Origin of the sequence: Serratia sp. CY47444 (assembly GCF_052168635.1) — a bacterium.
Classification (GTDB): Bacteria; Pseudomonadota; Gammaproteobacteria; order Enterobacterales; family Enterobacteriaceae; genus Serratia; species Serratia bockelmannii.
On the sequence record NZ_JBJNMH010000010.1, the window covers coordinates 67,267 to 84,545 of the forward strand.

Here is a 17,279-nt window from a genome sequence, read left to right on the forward strand (position 1 = left end):
CGCAGCGAAACCCGCTTTTCATTTCTCACTGTCACGCGTAATGCAATTATTTTTGAAAATTTACAAAAATAATTGGGTTTTGCCACAGTGGGAAAATTGATATAAAACATAAATTTGCCCCTTCATGCCCTGTGCCTACCCGGTAAAAATTGACTTTAATCAAGGAACTGGCCCGGTCAGGCTGGTATACAGAACAACAAGACAACAATGGTTTTACCAAATGGCCGAAACCAGAATTGGGTTTTCTCACGACGTGAATTTTTACGCCCTTGTACGGAGGCAACATAATGATTACCGGTATTCAAATTACCAAAGCGAACGACCAGGCGCTGGTGAATTCTTTCTGGCTGCTGGATGATGAAAAAGCGGAAGCTCGCTGCGTGTGCGCCAAGGCCAACTATGCGGAAGATCAGGTTGTCGCAGTCAGCGACCTGGGCCAGATCGAATACCGTGAAGTGCCGCTGGAAATGCAGCCGACCGTGCGCGTGGAAGGCGGTCAGCACCTGAACGTCAACGTGCTGCGTCGCGAAACCCTGGAAGACGCGGTCAAGCACCCGGAAAAATACCCGCAGCTGACCATCCGCGTGTCCGGTTATGCGGTACGCTTCAACTCTCTGACGCCGGAACAGCAGCGCGACGTTATCGCCCGCACCTTTACCGAAAGCCTGTAATTTGCGGCGCAGTCAATCAGGGAGCTTCGGCTCCCTTTTCTGCGTTTGGTGGCCGAAAACCGAACGCGGATCACATTCTGTACAAAGATAAGCATTTCTAATACAGAACTCATCCGACCTGCCGATAGCTAAATCAGTACCTATTCAGGTGCTCAATGAAAAGTCTATCGACAAGGAGTCGGCATGAGTATGCCTTTAAGTTTTACCTCTGCAGTATCCCCGGTGGCCGCGATCCCTACACCTCGCGCCGCTGCCGAGACGGCGACGGCGGCGCAGCCTGCGGCAGCGCCGGCAAATCCAGCGCCGGTGGCCACCCCTTCTCAGAACACGCTCAATGCGCAGAACCTGTTGAATACGCTGGTCGGCGATATCTCCGCGACGGCCCCTACAGCGGCGGCAGCGCCGGGCGTGACACGGGGGCAACAATCGCAGGAAGGTGATTATGCGTTGGCGCTGTTGGCCAAGGACGTTTATTCACTGAACGGCCAGGGCGCTGCCGGGTTCAATCGCCTGAGCGACAGCGCACTGCTCGGTTTTGGCATCGATCCCGCCAGCCTGCACGACGCGGGCAGCGGTTTCCAGGCCGGGGTTTACAGCAACGACAAACAGTATGTGTTGGCGTTCGCCGGCACCAACGACTGGCGCGACTGGCTGAGCAACGTGCGGCAGGCGACGGGCTATGACGATGTGCAGTACAATCAGGCGGTTGCCGCTGCCAAAAGCGCCAAGGCGGCCTTTGGCGATGCGCTGGTGATCGCCGGTCATTCGCTTGGCGGTGGCCTGGCGGCCACGGCTGCGCTGGCGACCGGTACCGTCGCGGTCACCTTCAACGCGGCTGGGGTTTCGAATTACACCCTGAATCGCCTGGGTATCGATCCGGCGGCGGCGAAGAAAGATGCCGAAGCCGGCGGCATTCGCCGCTACAGCGAGCAATATGACATGCTGACCAGCACCCAGGAGTCGACTTCGCTGATCCCGGACGCCATCGGCCATAACATCACCTTGGCCAACAACGATACCCTGACCGGTATCGATGACTGGCGGCCGAGCAAGCATCTGGATCGCAGCCTGACGGCGCACGGCATCGACAAGGTGATAAGCTCGATGGCGGAACAAAAGCCGTGGGAGGCGAAGGCCAATGCCTGAAGGGCGTCGCTTGCGGCGGGCGCTGGCGATAGCCTTACTGGCGCTGGTCGCGGTGACCGGTTTACTGATGATGGCTAAGGAGCAACAGATGGGGCAGGAGATTTCGCCGTTTGACGGCCGCAGCAATCTGGCGCTGGCTCAGGCGGTGGCGCGTGGCGATACGCAGGGTATCCGTGCGCAGGCCACGCAGGATCGCTTGCGCGAACGGGGCGATCGGCAGGTCACGCTGTTGCAGTGGGCGGTGCTTTCGCAGCAGCCGGGTAGCGTGCAGGCGTTGCTGGCGCTCGGGGCAGACCCGGCGGCAGCGGGGCTGGACGGCAACAGCGCGTTGCACACCGCGGCGATGTTGCAAGATGCGCAGTACCTGCGGCTGTTGCTGGCCGAAGGGGCACAGGTGAACGTGCGTAATGCCGTTACCGGCGCCACGCCGCTTGCGGCGGCGGTGCTGGCCGGGCGCGAAGAGCAACTGCGGCTGTTGCTGGCGGCCGGAGCGGACACCACGTTGAGCGATCGGCTGGGGGATACTCCGCTGCATCTGGCGGCGAAGATTAACGCGCCGCACCTGGCGCTGCTGCTGTTGCAGGCCGGGGCCGATGCCCGGGCACGCAACCAGCAGGGCGTCGTGTTCCAGTTTTACTTCTCGCAAACGCCGGCGCATTTGCAGAATGACGAGCTGAAGGCGCAGTTCCGCGAACTGGATAAATGGCTGCAGGGGCACCGTCTGGCCACGCACTACGCGCAGCAGTAAACGCCCATAAAAAAACCGCCTGTACAGGCGGTTTTTTCTTAGGCAGCGGTGGTTATTCCGCGTCGCCGGCCGGTTTGGCCTTCGCCTGACGGCGTTTGCCGACGTTTTTGGCGTCGCGATGGCGCACTTTCACCTTGGCCTTTTCTTTGTTCTTCGCCTTGTCTTCCGCGCGCTTGGCCAGCACTTTCTTCGACGGTTTACCGTTGCTCTTCTCGTTCGGCACCTTGGTTTTCGGCCGCAGTTCGTCGATCACGCGCGCTTTCAGCGGCTCGTTCAGGTAACGGCCCACTTTGCCCAGCAGCAGATGGTCGTGCGCTTCCACCAGCGAAATGGCGGTGCCTTTGCGCCCGGCGCGGCCGGTACGCCCGATGCGGTGCAGGTAGGTATCCGCCGTGCGCGGCATGTCGAAGTTGAACACGTGGGTGATATCGAGGATATCCAGGCCACGTGCGGCAACGTCGGTGGCGACCAGCACGTTAACCCGGCCATCCATCATGCGTTTGACCGCCTCGTTGCGTTTGGCCTGCACCATTTCGCCTTCGAGATAGCAGGTGTTGATGCCCGCTTCGCGCAGCCAGGTGGCCAGCTCATGCACGCGCTCGCGCTTGCGCACGAAGATCACCGATTTCTGCACGTCTGGCTGCTGCAGCAGGTGGATTAGCAGCGCGGTTTTGTGCTGCACGTCATCGGCGCGGTAGTACCACTGCAGGATCTTTTTGCGTTCGCGGCGCGACGGATCGGCCTCCACTTCCACCGGCTCTTTCAGGATGCGCTCGGCGAATTCGCGGATCGCTTCGCCTTCCAGCGTGGCGGAGAACAGCAGCGTCTGGTTGCGCCAGCGGGTTTCGGCGGAGATGGTTTCGATGTCCTGCGCGAAGCCCATGTCGAGCATGCGGTCGGCTTCGTCGAGGATCAGGGTTTCCACCGCGCGGCAGTCGAAGTTCTCTTCTTTAATGTATTGCAGCAAGCGGCCGGTGGTGGCGACCACCACGTCCTGGTTTTCGCTGAACACTTCCGCGTGGTTCATGTAAGCGACGCCGCCGGTGATGGTGGCGATATCCAGCGAGGTATGAGCAGCCAATTCACGCGCCTGGTCGGCGACCTGCATCGCCAGTTCACGCGTTGGCGTCAGGATCAGCACGCGCGGCGGGCCGGATTTTTTGCGTGGAAAGTCCAGCAGGTGCTGCAAAACGGGCAGCAGGAAGGCGGCGGTTTTGCCGGTGCCGGTCGGAGCCGAACCTAAGACGTCGCGCCCGTCCATCGCCGGCGGGATCGCTGCGGCCTGAATGGCGGTGGGGCGATCGTAGCCTTTGTCGCGCAGCGCGTCGATCAGGCGGTCATCGAGTTCGAGTTCGGAAAAAGTGGTTGCTGTCATGGTCTACCTCTACTTGGGGCGCCGATTATAGACGGGTTGGCCGCGATCTTCACCTATTTAAGCGGAAAGCCGCTCTTTTCCCGCCGATCAGATTGCCTTATGCTACGCCAGTTTTATAGCCAGGTGGTGAGTGTGAGCAAGCGATCGAAAGCCGATTTTACCCCGCGCCGCGGGGGTTTTACCTTTAAACAATTCTTTGTCGCCCACGATCGTTGCGCCATGAAAGTGGGCACCGACGGGGTGCTGCTCGGCGCCTGGGCACCGCTGGGGCAGGCGCGCCGGGTGCTGGACATCGGCTGCGGCAGCGGGCTGATCGCGTTGATGCTGGCGCAGCGCAGCGGCGACGAAGTGACCATCGACGCGGTGGAACTGGATGAAGCCGCCGCCGGCCAGGCGCGCGAAAACGCGGCGGAATCGCCGTGGCCACAGCGCATCCGCGTGCATGCGCAGGATATTCATCATTATGCGCAGCGGCATGCCGCTGAATATGATCTGATCGTCAGTAATCCGCCGTATTTCGAGCCGGCGGTGGCCTGCCGCGACCAGGCGCGCCACAACGCGCGCTACACCGAAACCCTGACGCACGGCGCGCTGTTGGCCTGCGCGGCGCAGCTGCTGGCGGAACAGGGGACGTTCTGCGTGGTGCTGCCGCACGACGTTGGCGCCGAATTCGAACGCCTGGCGCTGCAAAGCGGCTGGCATACGGCGGTGAAAGTGAACGTCAGCGACCGGGCCGATACGCCGCTGCACCGGGTGTTGCTGGCGCTGACACGGCGGGAAACGCCGCTGCAGGCGCAGGCGCTGGCGATCAAACAGGCCGATGGCAGCTACACCGACGATTTCCGCCGATTGATCACCGACTTCTACCTGTTCTACTGAAAAGAAAAGGGCGCCGATAAGGCGCCCTGTCGCAGAGTTTAAGGCTGCAAAATGGTCGGCAGCGCTTCCGGCAGCAAATCCGGGTAGTCCAGCGTGTAGTGCAGGCCGCGGCTCTCTTTGCGCGCCATGGCGCTGCGCACGATAAGCTCGGCCACCTGCACCAGATTGCGCAGCTCCAGCAGGTTGTTGGAGATGCGGAAGTGCGCGTAGTACTCGTCGATTTCCGCCTGCAGCGTGTTGATGCGGCGCAGGGCGCGCTCCAGCCGCTTGGTGGTGCGCACGATGCCGACGTAATCCCACATGAACAGCCGCAGCTCGTGCCAGTTGTGCTGAATCACCACCCGTTCGTCCGCATCATCCACCCGGCTTTCATCCCAGTGCGGCACCTGTTTGGCCTGCTGGATGAATGGCAGGCGCTGCAGAATGTCTTCCGCTGCCGACCAACCGTACACCAGGCACTCCAGCAGCGAATTCGACGCCATGCGGTTGGCGCCGTGCAGGCCGGTATAGCTGACTTCGCCGATGGCGTACAGCCCGTCGAGATCGGTGCGGCCGTGCTGATCGACCATCACGCCGCCGCAGGTGTAGTGCGCCGCCGGGACGATGGGGATCGGTTGCCGAGTCAGATCGAAGCCCAGCGTCAGCAGCTTCTCGTGGATCATCGGGAAGTGCTGGGTGATGAATTCCGCCGGCTTGTGGCTGATATCCAGATACATGCAGTCGGCACCCAGGCGCTTCATTTCATGGTCGATGGCGCGGGCGACGATATCGCGCGGGGCCAGTTCGCCGCGCGGGTCGACATCCGGCATAAAGCGGCTGTCGTCCGGGCGCTTCAGGTAAGCCCCTTCGCCGCGCAGCGCTTCGGTCAGCAAAAAGTTGCGCGCCTGCGGATGGAACAGGCAGGTCGGGTGGAACTGGTTGAACTCCAGGTTGGCGACCCGGCAGCCGGCGCGCCAGGCCATGGCGATGCCGTCGCCGGAGGAGATATCGGGGTTGGTGGTGTATTGATACACCTTGGCCGCGCCGCCGGTCGCCAGCACCACCGTTTTGGCGCGGTAGGTTTCCACCCGCTCCAGCTCGCGGTTCCAGACGTAAGCGCCCACGACTCGGCGGGTGCCCGGCAGGCCGATTTTATTCGAGGTGATAAGGTCAACCGCGTTGCGGCGCTCCATCACGCAAATATTGGGGTGAGCGCTTGCTTTCCCCACCAGCGTGGTCTCTACTTCCTTACCGGTCGCGTCCGCGGCGTGCAGGATGCGGCGATGGCTGTGGCCGCCTTCGCGCGTGAGGTGATAATGCGCCTCGCCCTGCGCGTTGATCTCGGTGTCGAACAGCACGCCCTGATCGATCAGCCACTGCACGCAGTGGCGCGCGTTGCCGGCGATGAATTCGACGGCCTCTTTGTCACACAGGCCGGCACCGGCAATCAAAGTGTCATCAACGTGTGAGGCAATGCTGTCCGTCTCATCGAACACCGCGGCGATCCCGCCCTGGGCGTAAAAGGTGGCCCCCTCGCTGAGCGGCCCCTTGCTGAGAACGGTAACCTTACAATGCTGCGCCAGGCGCAGCGCCAGTGACAGGCCCGCAGCGCCGCTGCCGACGATCAGGACATCGCTAACATGTTCAGATGATGGTTGCATAACGTATGATGTGTGCAGAAGAAGAGTGAATTTCATGTTAGCCTAACTGTCCGGGCAAAAGCCACGGATAGGGTGACATCAACAGAAAAAACAATGGCGATATGGAACTTCGTGTTCTATATGAACTCCAAGCGAGTGCTTGCTCAGGAAAATAATGTATGGCTGGCAGTACAATTTTACGCGTGGAGACGGATTTGGGGAGAGTTTACCTCGGATGAGCGAGCAGTTAACGGATCAAGTTCTGGTCGAGCGGGTCCAAAAGGGCGATCAGAAGTCGTTTAACCTACTGGTAGTGCGCTATCAGCATAAGGTGGCGAGTCTCGTTTCCCGCTATGTGCCGCAGGGCGATGTGCCCGATGTGGTGCAGGAGTCGTTTATCAAGGCCTATCGCGCACTGGAATCGTTCCGTGGCGACAGCGCTTTTTATACCTGGTTGTATCGAATCGCCGTGAACACGGCAAAGAATTATCTGGTTGCTCAGGGGCGCCGTCCGCCATCCAGTGATGTGGACGCCAACGATGCGGAAAATTACGAAAGTGCGGGCGCACTGAAAGAAATTTCGAACCCTGAGAACTTAATGTTGTCAGAAGAGCTGAGACAGATAGTTTTCCGTACCATTGAGTCTCTCCCTGAGGATCTTCGCATGGCGATTACCTTGCGGGAGTTGGATGGTCTAAGCTACGAAGAGATAGCCGCCATCATGGATTGCCCGGTCGGAACCGTACGTTCGCGTATTTTCCGCGCCCGGGAAGCTATCGATAATAAAGTTCAACCGCTGATCCAGCGTTAGCAATGGCGGGCACAGGAAGGGTACTTAGGCATGCAGAAAGAAAAGCTTTCCGCTCTGATGGATGGTGAATCGTTCGACAGCGAGCTGTTGAGTTCTCTGTCGCAAGATCGAACGCTTCAACAAAGCTGGCAGAGCTATCACCTGATACGTGACACACTGCGAGGTGATGTCGGACAAGTGATGCATCTCGACATCGCCGATCGCGTAGCCGCTGCACTTGAGAAAGAACCCGCCCGGCTGGTACCTTCCGCCGTTCAGGAATCTCAGCCGCAGCCTCACACCTGGCAGAAAATGCCGTTCTGGGACAAAGTGCGTCCTTGGGCGAGCCAGATTACGCAAATCGGTATGGCGGCCTGCGTGTCTCTGGCGGTGATCGTCGGCGTGCAGCAGTACAACCAGCCTTCTGCGCCATCGAACGCGTCCGAATCGCCGGCCTTCACTACGCTGCCGATCATGGGCCAGGCCTCGCCGGTCAGCCTGGGCGTGCCTGCCGACAGTTTCTCTACCGGCAGCGGTCAACAGCAGCAGGTGCAGGAACAGCGTAAGCGTATCAACGCCATGCTGCAGGACTATGAGCTGCAACGTCGCCTGCATTCGGATCAGCTGCAGCTTGAGCAAGGCAACCCACAACAGGCTGCCATTCAGGTTCCCGGAACTCAGTCTTTAGGAATGCAACAGCAGTAATGAAGCCAATCTGGTTCTCCGTTTGTTTATTGACGGGCAGCCTGCTCTATTCCAGCATCGCCCCGGCGCAGCCAACTGCGTCCGGGGCGTTATTGCAACAGATGAGCAGCGCCAGCCGTTCTCTCAATTACGAGCTCGCCTACATCAGCATCAGCAAGCAGGGAATCGAGTCGTTGCGCTATCGCCATGCGGTGATCGGCAACGTGCCGCTCGGCCAGCTGCTGCATATGGATGGCCCGCGTCGCGAAGTGTTGCAGCGCGGCGGCGGGATCAGCTACTTCGAACCCGGTCTGGAACCGTTCACGCTCACCGGCGATCACATCGTCGATGCGCTGCCGGCGATCGTCTATGCCGATTTCACTCGTCTGGCCAAGTATTACGACTTCATCTCCGTGGGCAGCACCCGCATCGCCGATCGGCCGTGTGAAGTGCTGCGCGTAGTGGCGCGCGACGGTTCCCGCTACAGTTACATCGTCTGGATGGACGAAGACACCAAGCTGCCGCTGCGGGTGGATTTGCTCGATCGCGACGGCGAAACGCTGGAGCAATATCGGGTGATCTCCTTCGCGGTCGGCGCCGACGTGCAGGGCGCGATGCAGGGGCTGCTCAAAGCCAACCTGCCGCCGCTGCTGTCGCTGCCGGCGGTGGAAAACGTCCAGCTGAGCTGGAGCACCGGCTGGTTGCCGGCCGGCGTGGACGAGGTGGCGCGCAATCGCCGCAAATTGCCGAATGTCGCCGTGCCGGTTGAATCCCGGCTCTACAGCGACGGCCTGTTCAGCTTCTCGGTCAACGTCAGCCCAGCGGGCAGCGGAGCCGGGCAGCAGTACTACCGTCAGGGGCGCCGCACCATTCAGACCGAAGTGCGCGCGGGCAACGAAATCACGATTGTGGGCGAATTGCCGCCGGCGACGGCCAAGCGCATCGCCGACAGCATTTCTTTCAAGGTATCGCCGTAATGATGAAAGAGTGGGCCACGGTGGTTTCGTGGCAACAGGGCGTAGCGCTGCTGCGCTGTGAACCCAAGGCCGGCTGCGGCAGCTGCACCGCGCGCTCCGGCTGTGGCGCGCGTGCGCTGAACGAGCTGGTGCCGGAAACCGAGCATCAGCTGCAGGTGCATATCGAGCAGCCGCTCGAACCGGGGCAGCGCGTCGAGGTCGGCATCGCGGAAGGCAGCCTGCTGCGCTCCGCCATGCTGGTTTACCTGACGCCGCTGCTGGGCATGATGTTGGGCGGCACGTTGCTGCAATATTGTTTCGGCAGCGACGCCTCGGCGGCAGTCGGCGCCGTACTGGGCGGCGGGGCGGCCTTTATGCTGGCGCGCCGCTTGGCTCGACGTCTGGGTGAGCAGGCCGATTACCAGCCGGTGGTGCTGCAGATTGGGTTGCCGCCTACCGCGATGCGCATGCAGGCGGAAAACTCCCCGCTGATTTAAACCGACGGTCGCGTCATCGCCGGGTTGTGATAGGCGGTGATGCGGTTGTGGATCATATGCTCCAACAGCGCGATGAACAGATCGGCGCTGAGCAGCGAATCGTAGTTAATCGCGAACAGCAGATTTCCCTGGCCGTCGAGCAAGCGGATGCCGCGCTGCGGATGGTTTTCCAAGGTGCGGATCTGCTCGATCGGCACGTTTCCCCGTTCAGTCGTCAGCAAGGTGGCGCTCAGCCGCAGCGTTTCGGTCGGCGTGCCTTGCCGCTTGCCGAGCAGCAGCTGCCACAGCCAGCGCGCGTCGCCCTCAACGGTGTGAAACGACACCGTCTCCCCTTGATAGAGCGCATTCAACGCCAGCGGCCCGCGCTGTTGCAGCTGTTGGTCGACGATCACGTCCGCCAACCGCCACGAATGGGCGATATTGCTGAAAACCGTGCACCAGGGCTGATCTGCGCCGGTGCGAAACGCCGTGACGTCAAACAGCCCGCCAAAAGCCTTGCCGCCGCGAAAGCGATAGATATCACCGATCTTCTCAAACGGGATGAAACGCTCTTTGTGATGGTGGTCGTCAAAGACCCGCACGCCGTGCTCGTACAGGCGATAGGTCAGCGTCGGACGCAGATAATGCCGCAGCGCCAGCAGCGTACAGCCGAGTAAAATCGTGCCCGCGCCGGCCTGCAACAGCGTGATGACCTCGCTCTCGTCAATGCTGCTCAGCAGCGGCAGCACCAACAGCGCCGCCCCCACGCTAAACAGCAGCGCCGCCGCTGCCAGAATGCCCCAGTTGACCTTCGAAAAATCGTGCCGGCTCAGCATTTGCCCTTTATCGATCATAATGCACCTTCCAATCAACGTACGCAGATATGCTGGTGAACCCCGGTGGGCTGCCGATGTAGTGCCCGGAATAATGTTTTGTCGCGGAGTTCACGCCCTTTCTATCCGAGGGACGGTGGTGGCGTATATGGGGTTTTTCCTAAAGGATGGGGGGCAAAATCGAATTCTAAGAGGTTGATCCAAATATTCTTTTTCGATAATTTCAGAAGGGGTTTATTGCGCTGCGGCCGGTTATGTATTAGCACCGGAGTTTGATGGCCACGGAGCACCGGCAAGCCTCGGGTTCAGGCTGTATCGTCCGCGTTAACATCTGTTTTCACCCGCCGGGGCGACCTGTAACATTTAGCGGCGCATAATAGAATGCCTTCACTGCACCGATCGCTAGGTTTTCAGTGGTGTGGCATGTAGAATGCAGCGATTCAGGTGCAAGACGGCCTCACCCATTCACTGTCGCTTTAGGTCCATGCGGGTTTCTATAGGCGAGTAATTCAGAAATACCAAGGCAGAAAAACTTTTATAATGAAGCATATACGAAATTTCTCCATTATTGCCCATATTGACCACGGTAAGTCGACGCTGTCTGACCGCATTATCCAAATCTGCGGTGGCTTGTCCGACCGTGAAATGGCTGCGCAGGTGCTCGATTCCATGGATCTGGAGCGCGAGCGCGGCATCACCATCAAGGCGCAGAGCGTAACGCTGGATTATAAAGCGCTGGATGGGCAGACCTATCAGCTTAACTTTATCGACACCCCTGGCCACGTTGACTTCTCCTATGAAGTCTCCCGCTCGCTGGCGGCCTGCGAAGGCGCGCTGCTGGTGGTGGACGCCGGTCAGGGCGTAGAAGCCCAGACGCTGGCCAACTGCTACACCGCGATCGAAATGGATCTGGAAGTGGTGCCGGTGTTGAACAAAATCGACCTGCCGGCCGCCGATCCGGATCGCGCCGCGCAGGAAATTGAAGACATCGTCGGCATCGACGCTACCGATGCGGTGCGCTGCTCGGCCAAAACCGGCGTCGGTGTGCCTGAGGTACTGGAGCGTCTGGTGCGCGACATTCCTGCGCCGCAGGGCGATCCGGATGCGCCGCTGCAGGCGTTGATCATCGACTCCTGGTTCGATAACTACCTGGGCGTCGTGTCTCTGGTGCGCGTCAAGAACGGCACGCTGCGCAAGGGCGACAAGATCAAGGTCATGAGCACCGGCCAGGTGTATAACGCCGATCGTTTGGGTATCTTCACGCCGAAGCAGGTCGATCGCGATGTGCTGAACTGCGGCGAAGTGGGCTGGCTGGTCTGTGCGATCAAAGATATCCTCGGCGCGCCGGTGGGCGATACCCTGACGCAGGCGCGTCAGCCGGCGGATAAAGCGCTGCCGGGCTTCAAGAAAGTGAAGCCGCAGGTGTACGCCGGTCTGTTCCCGATCAGCTCCGACGACTATGAATCTTTCCGTGATGCGCTGGGCAAGCTGAGCCTTAACGACGCGTCCCTGTTCTACGAGCCGGAAAGCTCCACCGCGTTGGGCTTCGGCTTCCGCTGCGGCTTCCTCGGTCTGCTGCACATGGAGATCATTCAGGAGCGTCTGGAGCGTGAATACGATCTGGATCTGATCACCACCGCGCCGACGGTAGTCTACGAAGTGGAAACCACTGGCAAAGAAGTGATCTACGTCGACAGCCCGTCCAAGCTGCCGCCGCTGAACAACATCCAGGAACTGCGCGAGCCGATCGCCGAATGTCACATGCTGATGCCGCAGGAATACCTGGGCAACGTCATCACCCTGTGCGTTGAGAAGCGCGGCGTGCAGACCAACATGGTCTACCACGGCAACCAGGTGGCGCTGACCTATGAAATCCCGATGGCGGAAGTGGTGCTCGACTTCTTCGACCGCCTGAAGTCCACGTCGCGCGGTTATGCGTCGCTGGATTACAACTTCAAGCGTTTCCAGGCCTCCGACATGGTGCGCGTGGACGTGCTGATCAACAACGAGCGCGTGGATGCGCTGGCGCTGATCACCCACCGCGATAATTCGCAGTACCGCGGCCGTGAGCTGGTGGAGAAGATGAAAGAGCTGATCCCGCGTCAGCAGTTCGACATCGCGATTCAGGCGGCGATCGGCACGCACATCATCGCGCGTTCCACCGTGAAGCAATTGCGTAAAAACGTGCTGGCGAAATGCTACGGCGGTGACGTCAGCCGTAAGAAAAAGCTGCTGCAGAAACAGAAAGACGGTAAGAAACGCATGAAGCAGGTCGGCAACGTCGAGCTGCCGCAGGAAGCGTTCCTGGCCATTCTGCACGTCGGTAAAGACGGCAAGTAACCGCGACGAGTTCGCGAAACGAGGGAGTTTGCATGGCGAATATGTTTGCCCTGATCCTGGCGTTGGCCACCCTGGTCACCGGGATCATCTGGTGCTTCGAGCGCTTTAAATGGGCGCCGGCCCGCCGCGCGAAGATCGCGGCGGTCAACGAGCAGACCGCGGGCGCCGTAGACGATAAAACGCTGGCGAAAGTGGCGAAGCAGCCTGGTTGGGTAGAGACTGGCGCATCGGTGTTCCCGGTGCTGTTGCTGGTCTTTGTGGTGCGTTCGTTTATTTACGAACCGTTCCAGATCCCGTCCGGCTCAATGATGCCGACGCTGTTGATTGGCGATTTCATTCTGGTGGAGAAATATGCCTACGGCATTAAAGATCCGATTACCCAGACCACGCTCATTGAAACCGGCCATCCGAAGCGCGGCGATATTGCGGTATTTAAATATCCGCTGGATCCGAAGCTCGATTATATCAAGCGCGTGATTGGCCTGCCGGGCGATCGAATTACTTACGATCCGGTGAATAAGCGCGTTACGGTGCAGCCGTCCTGCAACAGCGGGCAGTCCTGCGATACCGCGTTGGCGGTGACCTACGCCGACGCGCAGCCGAGCGACTTCGTGCAGCTGTTCAGCCGTAGCGGCATGGGCGAGGCCAGCAACGGCTTCTACCAGATCCCGCTGAACGACAACGTGCCGTCGGGCGGCATTCGCATGCGTGAGCGCCAGGAAAGCCTCGGCAACGTCACGCATCGCATCCTGACCGTGCCGGACGCGCAGGATCGGGTGGGCGCTTACTACCAACAGCCGGGTAAACCGCTGGCGGAGTGGGTGGTGCCGGCCGGGCATTACTTCATGATGGGCGACAACCGCGATAACAGCGCGGACAGCCGTTACTGGGGCTTTGTGCCGGAGAAGAATCTGGTGGGTAAAGCCACGGCCATCTGGATGAGCTTTGAAAAACAGGAAGGTGAGTGGCCTACCGGCGTGCGTTTCAGCCGGATCGGCGGTATTCATTAATCGCTGACTGATTCCCTGTTAATTTCACGCCGCAGCCTACTGCGGCGTGAAAGATTAAGGGGATATAAACACAGCATTATGTTTCCACTCGTTGTAGAATACTTTCTCGAGCGATAAAAAGTTGGCCCCTGCTGGGAGCCACTGCAAACGAAACAGCTTTGGATCGGCTTTCGGCGAAGCAGGCCTGTTCCGTATGCTGCAAGTTTTTGACGCATTCTTGATCTATTGGTAACTCATGAACCCCATCGTAATAAACAGGCTGCAGCGGAAGCTGGGCTACACTTTTCAACAGCAGGAGCTTTTACTGCAGGCTTTGACTCACCGCAGCGCCAGCAGTAAACACAATGAACGTCTTGAGTTTCTGGGTGACTCGATTCTGAGCTTTGTCATCGCCAATGCGCTCTATCATCGCTTTCCTCGCGTAGACGAGGGCGACATGAGCCGCATGCGCGCCACGCTGGTGCGCGGCAATACGCTGGCGGAGATGGCACGCGAGTTTGACCTGGGCGAATGTCTGCGGCTTGGGCCGGGCGAATTGAAAAGTGGTGGGTTCCGCCGCGAGTCAATCCTGGCGGATACGGTGGAGGCATTGATCGGCGGCGTGTTCCTGGACAGCGACATCCAGACCGTCGAGCGCCTGATTTTGGACTGGTATCGCAGCCGGTTGGACGAAATCAGCCCCGGTGATAAGCAGAAAGACCCGAAAACCCGTTTGCAGGAATTTTTGCAGGGGCGTCATCTGCCGTTGCCTTCTTATTTGGTGGTGCAGGTTCGCGGTGAAGCGCACGACCAAGAGTTTACCATCCACTGCCAGGTGAGTGGTTTGAGCGAGCCCGTGGTGGGCACCGGCTCAAGCCGCCGTAAAGCCGAGCAGGCGGCAGCGGAACAAGCGCTGAAAAAGCTGGAGCTTGAATGAGTGAAGTAAAACAACACTGCGGTTTTATCGCCATCGTCGGCCGCCCGAACGTGGGCAAATCGACGTTGCTGAACCAACTGCTGGGGCAGAAGGTTTCCATTACGTCGCGTAAGCCGCAGACGACCCGTCACCGCATCATGGGCATCGACACCGATGGCGCCTATCAGGCGATCTACGTCGATACCCCTGGGCTGCACATCGAAGAAAAACGTGCCATCAACCGTTTGATGAACCGCGCGGCCAGCAGCTCGATCGGCGACGTCGAACTGGTGATTTTCGTGGTCGAAGGCACCAACTGGACCGCCGACGACGAAATGGTGGTCAACAAGCTGCGCAGCCTACGCTGCCCGGTATTGCTGGCGATCAACAAGGTCGATAACGTCACTGACAAATCCAAGCTGTTGCCGCACATCGCCTTCCTCAGCCAGCAGATGAATTTCCTCGATGTGGTGCCTATCTCCGCCGAGAAAGGGATGAACGTCGACACCATCGCCGGCATCGTGCGCAAGCTGCTGCCGGAAGCGGAACACCACTTCCCGGAAGACTACATCACCGATCGCTCCCAGCGCTTTATGGCGTCCGAGATCATCCGTGAGAAGCTGATGCGTTTCCTGGGCGAAGAGCTGCCCTATTCGGTGACGGTAGAGATCGAACAGTTCGTGGCCAACGATCGCGGCGGTTACGATGTGCACGGCCTGATCCTGGTCGAGCGCGAAGGCCAGAAGAAAATGGTCATCGGCAACAAAGGCGCCAAGATCAAAACCATCGGCATCGAAGCGCGCCAGGACATGGAAAAGATGTTCGACGCCAAAGTGCATCTGGAGCTGTGGGTGAAAGTGAAATCCGGTTGGGCGGACGACGAACGTGCGCTGCGCAGCCTGGGCTATGTTGACGATCTGAAGTAACGACCCGTGGACGGCTGGGAGCGCGCTTTCGTCCTGCATGGGCGGCCGTACAGTGAAACCAGTCTGATGCTGGATCTGTTTACCGAAGGTCATGGGCGGGTGCGCTTGCTGGCGAAAGGCGCGCGCAGCCGCCGCTCCAATCTGAAGGGTTGCCTGCAGCCCTTTACCCCCCTGTTAGTGCGCTGGGGCGGGCGTGGCGAAGTGAAAACGCTGCGCAACGCCGAAGCGGTCTCCCTTGGTTTACCCCTCAGCGGCATGATGCTCTACAGCGGCCTGTATGTGAACGAGCTGCTGGCGCGCGTGCTGGAGCAGGAAACCAACTACTCGGTGCTGTTCTTCGACTACCTGCAATGCCTGCAGGCGCTGGCGGCGGAAGACAGTTCGCCGGAACAGGCGCTGCGTCAGTTCGAGCTGGCCCTGTTGCACCACCTGGGTTACGGCCTCGATTTCCTGCACTGCGCCGGCAGCGGCCTGCCGGTGGATGATGCCATGACCTACCGCTACCGCGAAGAGAAGGGCTTTATCGCCAGCCTGGTGGTGGATCACTACAGCTTCACCGGGCGCGAACTGCGCGCGTTGGCGGAGCGTCAGTTTCCCGATGCCGAGACGCTGCGCGCCGCCAAGCGTTTCACCCGCATGGCGCTGAAACCCTACCTCGGCGGCAAGCCGTTGAAGAGCCGCGAACTGTTCCGTCAGTTTGTGCGCAAACAGCCGAATACGCCGGTCGACGACGCCTGACCTTTTCCCCTTTTGCCGCCCTGCGCCCGCGTGTAAACTGCTGACACTGAAAATCGTATTTAGAGGTTGTCATGGCTGATTTGCTGCTGGGCGTCAATATCGATCACATCGCCACGTTACGTAACGCGCGCGGAACCCAATACCCGGATCCGGTTCAGGCGGCATTCATTGCCGAACAGGCGGGGGCCGACGGCATTACCGTGCATCTGCGCGAAGACCGCCGCCACATCACCGACCGCGACGTGCGCTTGCTGCGCCAGACCATCCAGACGCGCATGAATCTGGAGATGGCGGTGACCGACGAGATGCTGGATATCGCCATTGAGCTGAAGCCGCATTTCTGCTGCCTGGTGCCGGAAAAACGCGAAGAAGTGACCACCGAAGGCGGCCTGGACGTCGCCGGCCAGCTGGACAAAATGAGCGTGGCGGTTGAGCGCCTGGCGCAGGCGGGCATTTTGGTCTCGCTGTTCATCGATCCCGATCATCGCCAAATCGACGCGGCGGTGGCGGTGGGCGCCCCGTATATCGAAATCCACACCGGTGCCTACGCCGAAGCGCAGGGCGAGCTGGCGGTACAGGCCGAGCTGCGCCGCATCGCGGTCGCCGCCGCCTACGCGGCCGAGAAGGGGCTGAAGGTCAACGCCGGCCACGGCCTGACCTATCACAACGTGCAGCCGATCGCCGCGCTGCCGGAAATGCACGAGCTGAACATCGGCCATGCGATTATCGGCCAGGCGGTGATGAGCGGGCTGCCGGCCGCGGTTGCCGACATGAAAGTGCTGATGCGGGAAGCGCGCCGGTAATGGCGGTGCTCGGGCTGGGTACCGACATCGTCGAGATGGCGCGTATCGAAGCGGTGGTGGAGCGCAGCGGCGATCGTCTGGCGCGCCGCGTGCTGAGCGATGCCGAGTGGGCGCTGTATCAGCAGCACCAGCAGCCGATTCGCTTTCTGGCCAAACGTTTCGCCGTGAAAGAGGCCGCTGCCAAGGCGTTCGGCACCGGCATTCGCAACGGCCTGGCGTTCAATCAGTTCGAAGTGTTCAACGATGCGCTGGGCAAGCCGAATATTCGTTTGCACGGCCGCGCCGCCGAGCTGGCGGGGGAGATGGGGGTCACCGCGATCCACGTTTCGCTGGCCGACGAACGGCGTTATGCCTGCGCGACGGTGATCGTCGAAAGCTGAAAAGAGAAAG

The 17,279-nt window shown here is 60.1% G+C and carries 18 protein-coding genes; 15 read left to right on the forward strand and 3 right to left on the reverse strand.

Features of this window, described 5'->3' with window-relative positions; genetic code table 11:
* Positions 1-287: 287 nt before the first annotated feature.
* The 3 genes from grcA to ACJ8IL_RS14525 all read left to right on the forward strand — a co-directional run bounded on the left by grcA (position 288) and on the right by ACJ8IL_RS14525 (position 2,565).
* Positions 288-671: an autonomous glycyl radical cofactor GrcA gene (grcA, locus tag ACJ8IL_RS14515; protein ID WP_004929114.1), complete on the forward strand. Its 384-nt coding sequence runs from the start codon at positions 288-290 to the stop codon at positions 669-671.
* 183 nt (positions 672-854) lie between these two features.
* Positions 855-1,817, forward strand: coding sequence for a phospholipase (locus ACJ8IL_RS14520; RefSeq protein WP_442516624.1), 963 nt, complete (start codon positions 855-857; stop codon positions 1,815-1,817).
* Positions 1,810-2,565 (forward strand): ankyrin repeat domain-containing protein, encoded by a 756-nt coding sequence (locus ACJ8IL_RS14525; RefSeq protein WP_049209574.1) that lies wholly within the window; start codon positions 1,810-1,812, stop codon positions 2,563-2,565. The genes ACJ8IL_RS14520 and ACJ8IL_RS14525 overlap by 8 nt, the downstream gene beginning before the upstream one ends.
* A 52-nt stretch (positions 2,566-2,617) precedes the next feature.
* Here the strand turns inward: ACJ8IL_RS14525 and srmB are convergent, their stop codons facing one another.
* Complete coding sequence (gene srmB / locus ACJ8IL_RS14530) at positions 2,618-3,940, reverse strand: ATP-dependent RNA helicase SrmB (RefSeq protein WP_025303951.1); 1,323 nt, start codon at positions 3,938-3,940, stop codon at positions 2,618-2,620.
* Between the two features lie 99 nt (positions 3,941-4,039).
* Here srmB and trmN point away from each other — a divergent pair, with 99 nt between their 5' ends.
* Positions 4,040-4,819 (forward strand): tRNA(1)(Val) (adenine(37)-N(6))-methyltransferase TrmN, encoded by a 780-nt coding sequence (gene trmN / locus ACJ8IL_RS14535; protein ID WP_025303950.1) that lies wholly within the window; start codon positions 4,040-4,042, stop codon positions 4,817-4,819.
* A gap of 38 nt (positions 4,820-4,857) precedes the next feature.
* Here trmN and nadB read toward each other — a convergent pair whose 3' ends face one another.
* Positions 4,858-6,459, reverse strand: coding sequence for an L-aspartate oxidase (gene nadB / locus ACJ8IL_RS14540; protein ID WP_442516625.1), 1,602 nt, complete (start codon positions 6,457-6,459; stop codon positions 4,858-4,860).
* 214 nt (positions 6,460-6,673) lie between these two features.
* Between nadB and rpoE the strand changes: the two genes are divergently transcribed.
* The 4 genes from rpoE to rseC are packed head-to-tail and all read left to right on the forward strand — an operon-like array spanning position 6,674 to position 9,365.
* Positions 6,674-7,249 (forward strand): RNA polymerase sigma factor RpoE, encoded by a 576-nt coding sequence (gene rpoE / locus ACJ8IL_RS14545; RefSeq protein ID WP_004929136.1) that lies wholly within the window; start codon positions 6,674-6,676, stop codon positions 7,247-7,249.
* 30 nt (positions 7,250-7,279) lie between these two features.
* Complete coding sequence (gene rseA, locus ACJ8IL_RS14550) at positions 7,280-7,933, forward strand: anti-sigma-E factor RseA (RefSeq protein ID WP_016929795.1); 654 nt, start codon at positions 7,280-7,282, stop codon at positions 7,931-7,933.
* Complete coding sequence (gene rseB, locus ACJ8IL_RS14555) at positions 7,933-8,889, forward strand: sigma-E factor regulatory protein RseB (RefSeq protein ID WP_141967088.1); 957 nt, start codon at positions 7,933-7,935, stop codon at positions 8,887-8,889. The genes rseA and rseB overlap by 1 nt, the downstream gene beginning before the upstream one ends.
* A complete protein-coding gene (gene rseC / locus ACJ8IL_RS14560) occupies positions 8,889-9,365 on the forward strand; it encodes a SoxR-reducing system protein RseC (RefSeq protein WP_025303947.1) in 477 nt (158 codons plus the stop codon). Before rseB ends, rseC begins: the two co-directional genes overlap by 1 nt.
* On the opposite strand, the gene ACJ8IL_RS14565 is transcribed toward rseC, so the two are convergent.
* Positions 9,362-10,198: a hypothetical protein gene (locus ACJ8IL_RS14565; protein ID WP_025303946.1), complete on the reverse strand. Its 837-nt coding sequence runs from the start codon at positions 10,196-10,198 to the stop codon at positions 9,362-9,364. The two genes, rseC and ACJ8IL_RS14565, sit on opposite strands and share 4 nt — an antisense overlap.
* Before the next feature lie 519 nt (positions 10,199-10,717).
* Between ACJ8IL_RS14565 and lepA the strand changes: the two genes are divergently transcribed.
* The 7 genes from lepA (at position 10,718) to acpS (ending at position 17,269) form a co-directional block, all read left to right on the forward strand.
* A complete protein-coding gene (lepA, locus tag ACJ8IL_RS14570; RefSeq protein ID WP_025303945.1) occupies positions 10,718-12,517 on the forward strand; it encodes a translation elongation factor 4 in 1,800 nt (599 codons plus the stop codon).
* Between the two features lie 32 nt (positions 12,518-12,549).
* A complete protein-coding gene (gene lepB / locus ACJ8IL_RS14575) occupies positions 12,550-13,527 on the forward strand; it encodes a signal peptidase I (protein ID WP_015378805.1) in 978 nt (325 codons plus the stop codon).
* Between the two features lie 235 nt (positions 13,528-13,762).
* Positions 13,763-14,443, forward strand: coding sequence for a ribonuclease III (gene rnc / locus ACJ8IL_RS14580; protein ID WP_004929158.1), 681 nt, complete (start codon positions 13,763-13,765; stop codon positions 14,441-14,443).
* Entirely contained in the window at positions 14,440-15,348 is a 909-nt protein-coding gene (gene era / locus ACJ8IL_RS14585; protein ID WP_025303944.1) for a GTPase Era, read from the forward strand. Before rnc ends, era begins: the two co-directional genes overlap by 4 nt.
* Before the next feature lie 6 nt (positions 15,349-15,354).
* Entirely contained in the window at positions 15,355-16,086 is a 732-nt protein-coding gene (gene recO, locus ACJ8IL_RS14590; protein WP_004929165.1) for a DNA repair protein RecO, read from the forward strand.
* A 71-nt stretch (positions 16,087-16,157) separates the two neighbouring features.
* Positions 16,158-16,889, forward strand: coding sequence for a pyridoxine 5'-phosphate synthase (gene pdxJ / locus ACJ8IL_RS14595; RefSeq protein WP_025303943.1), 732 nt, complete (start codon positions 16,158-16,160; stop codon positions 16,887-16,889).
* Positions 16,889-17,269, forward strand: coding sequence for a holo-ACP synthase (gene acpS / locus ACJ8IL_RS14600; protein ID WP_004929169.1), 381 nt, complete (start codon positions 16,889-16,891; stop codon positions 17,267-17,269). The genes pdxJ and acpS overlap by 1 nt, the downstream gene beginning before the upstream one ends.
* Positions 17,270-17,279: the final 10 nt, after the last annotated feature.

Coding starts and splice junctions, on each gene's coding strand:
- grcA (WP_004929114.1), top strand. CDS start 288: ATGATTACCGGTATTCAAATTACCAAAGCGAACGACCAGGCGCTGGTG.
- ACJ8IL_RS14520 (WP_442516624.1), top strand. CDS start 855: ATGAGTATGCCTTTAAGTTTTACCTCTGCAGTATCCCCGGTGGCCGCG.
- ACJ8IL_RS14525 (WP_049209574.1), top strand. CDS start 1,810: ATGCCTGAAGGGCGTCGCTTGCGGCGGGCGCTGGCGATAGCCTTACTG.
- srmB (WP_025303951.1), bottom strand. CDS start 3,940: ATGACAGCAACCACTTTTTCCGAACTCGAACTCGATGACCGCCTGATC.
- trmN (WP_025303950.1), top strand. CDS start 4,040: ATGCTACGCCAGTTTTATAGCCAGGTGGTGAGTGTGAGCAAGCGATCG.
- nadB (WP_442516625.1), bottom strand. CDS start 6,459: ATGCAACCATCATCTGAACATGTTAGCGATGTCCTGATCGTCGGCAGC.
- rpoE (WP_004929136.1), top strand. CDS start 6,674: ATGAGCGAGCAGTTAACGGATCAAGTTCTGGTCGAGCGGGTCCAAAAG.
- rseA (WP_016929795.1), top strand. CDS start 7,280: ATGCAGAAAGAAAAGCTTTCCGCTCTGATGGATGGTGAATCGTTCGAC.
- rseB (WP_141967088.1), top strand. CDS start 7,933: ATGAAGCCAATCTGGTTCTCCGTTTGTTTATTGACGGGCAGCCTGCTC.
- rseC (WP_025303947.1), top strand. CDS start 8,889: ATGATGAAAGAGTGGGCCACGGTGGTTTCGTGGCAACAGGGCGTAGCG.
- ACJ8IL_RS14565 (WP_025303946.1), bottom strand. CDS start 10,198: ATGATCGATAAAGGGCAAATGCTGAGCCGGCACGATTTTTCGAAGGTC.
- lepA (WP_025303945.1), top strand. CDS start 10,718: ATGAAGCATATACGAAATTTCTCCATTATTGCCCATATTGACCACGGT.
- lepB (WP_015378805.1), top strand. CDS start 12,550: ATGGCGAATATGTTTGCCCTGATCCTGGCGTTGGCCACCCTGGTCACC.
- rnc (WP_004929158.1), top strand. CDS start 13,763: ATGAACCCCATCGTAATAAACAGGCTGCAGCGGAAGCTGGGCTACACT.
- era (WP_025303944.1), top strand. CDS start 14,440: ATGAGTGAAGTAAAACAACACTGCGGTTTTATCGCCATCGTCGGCCGC.
- pdxJ (WP_025303943.1), top strand. CDS start 16,158: ATGGCTGATTTGCTGCTGGGCGTCAATATCGATCACATCGCCACGTTA.
- acpS (WP_004929169.1), top strand. CDS start 16,889: ATGGCGGTGCTCGGGCTGGGTACCGACATCGTCGAGATGGCGCGTATC.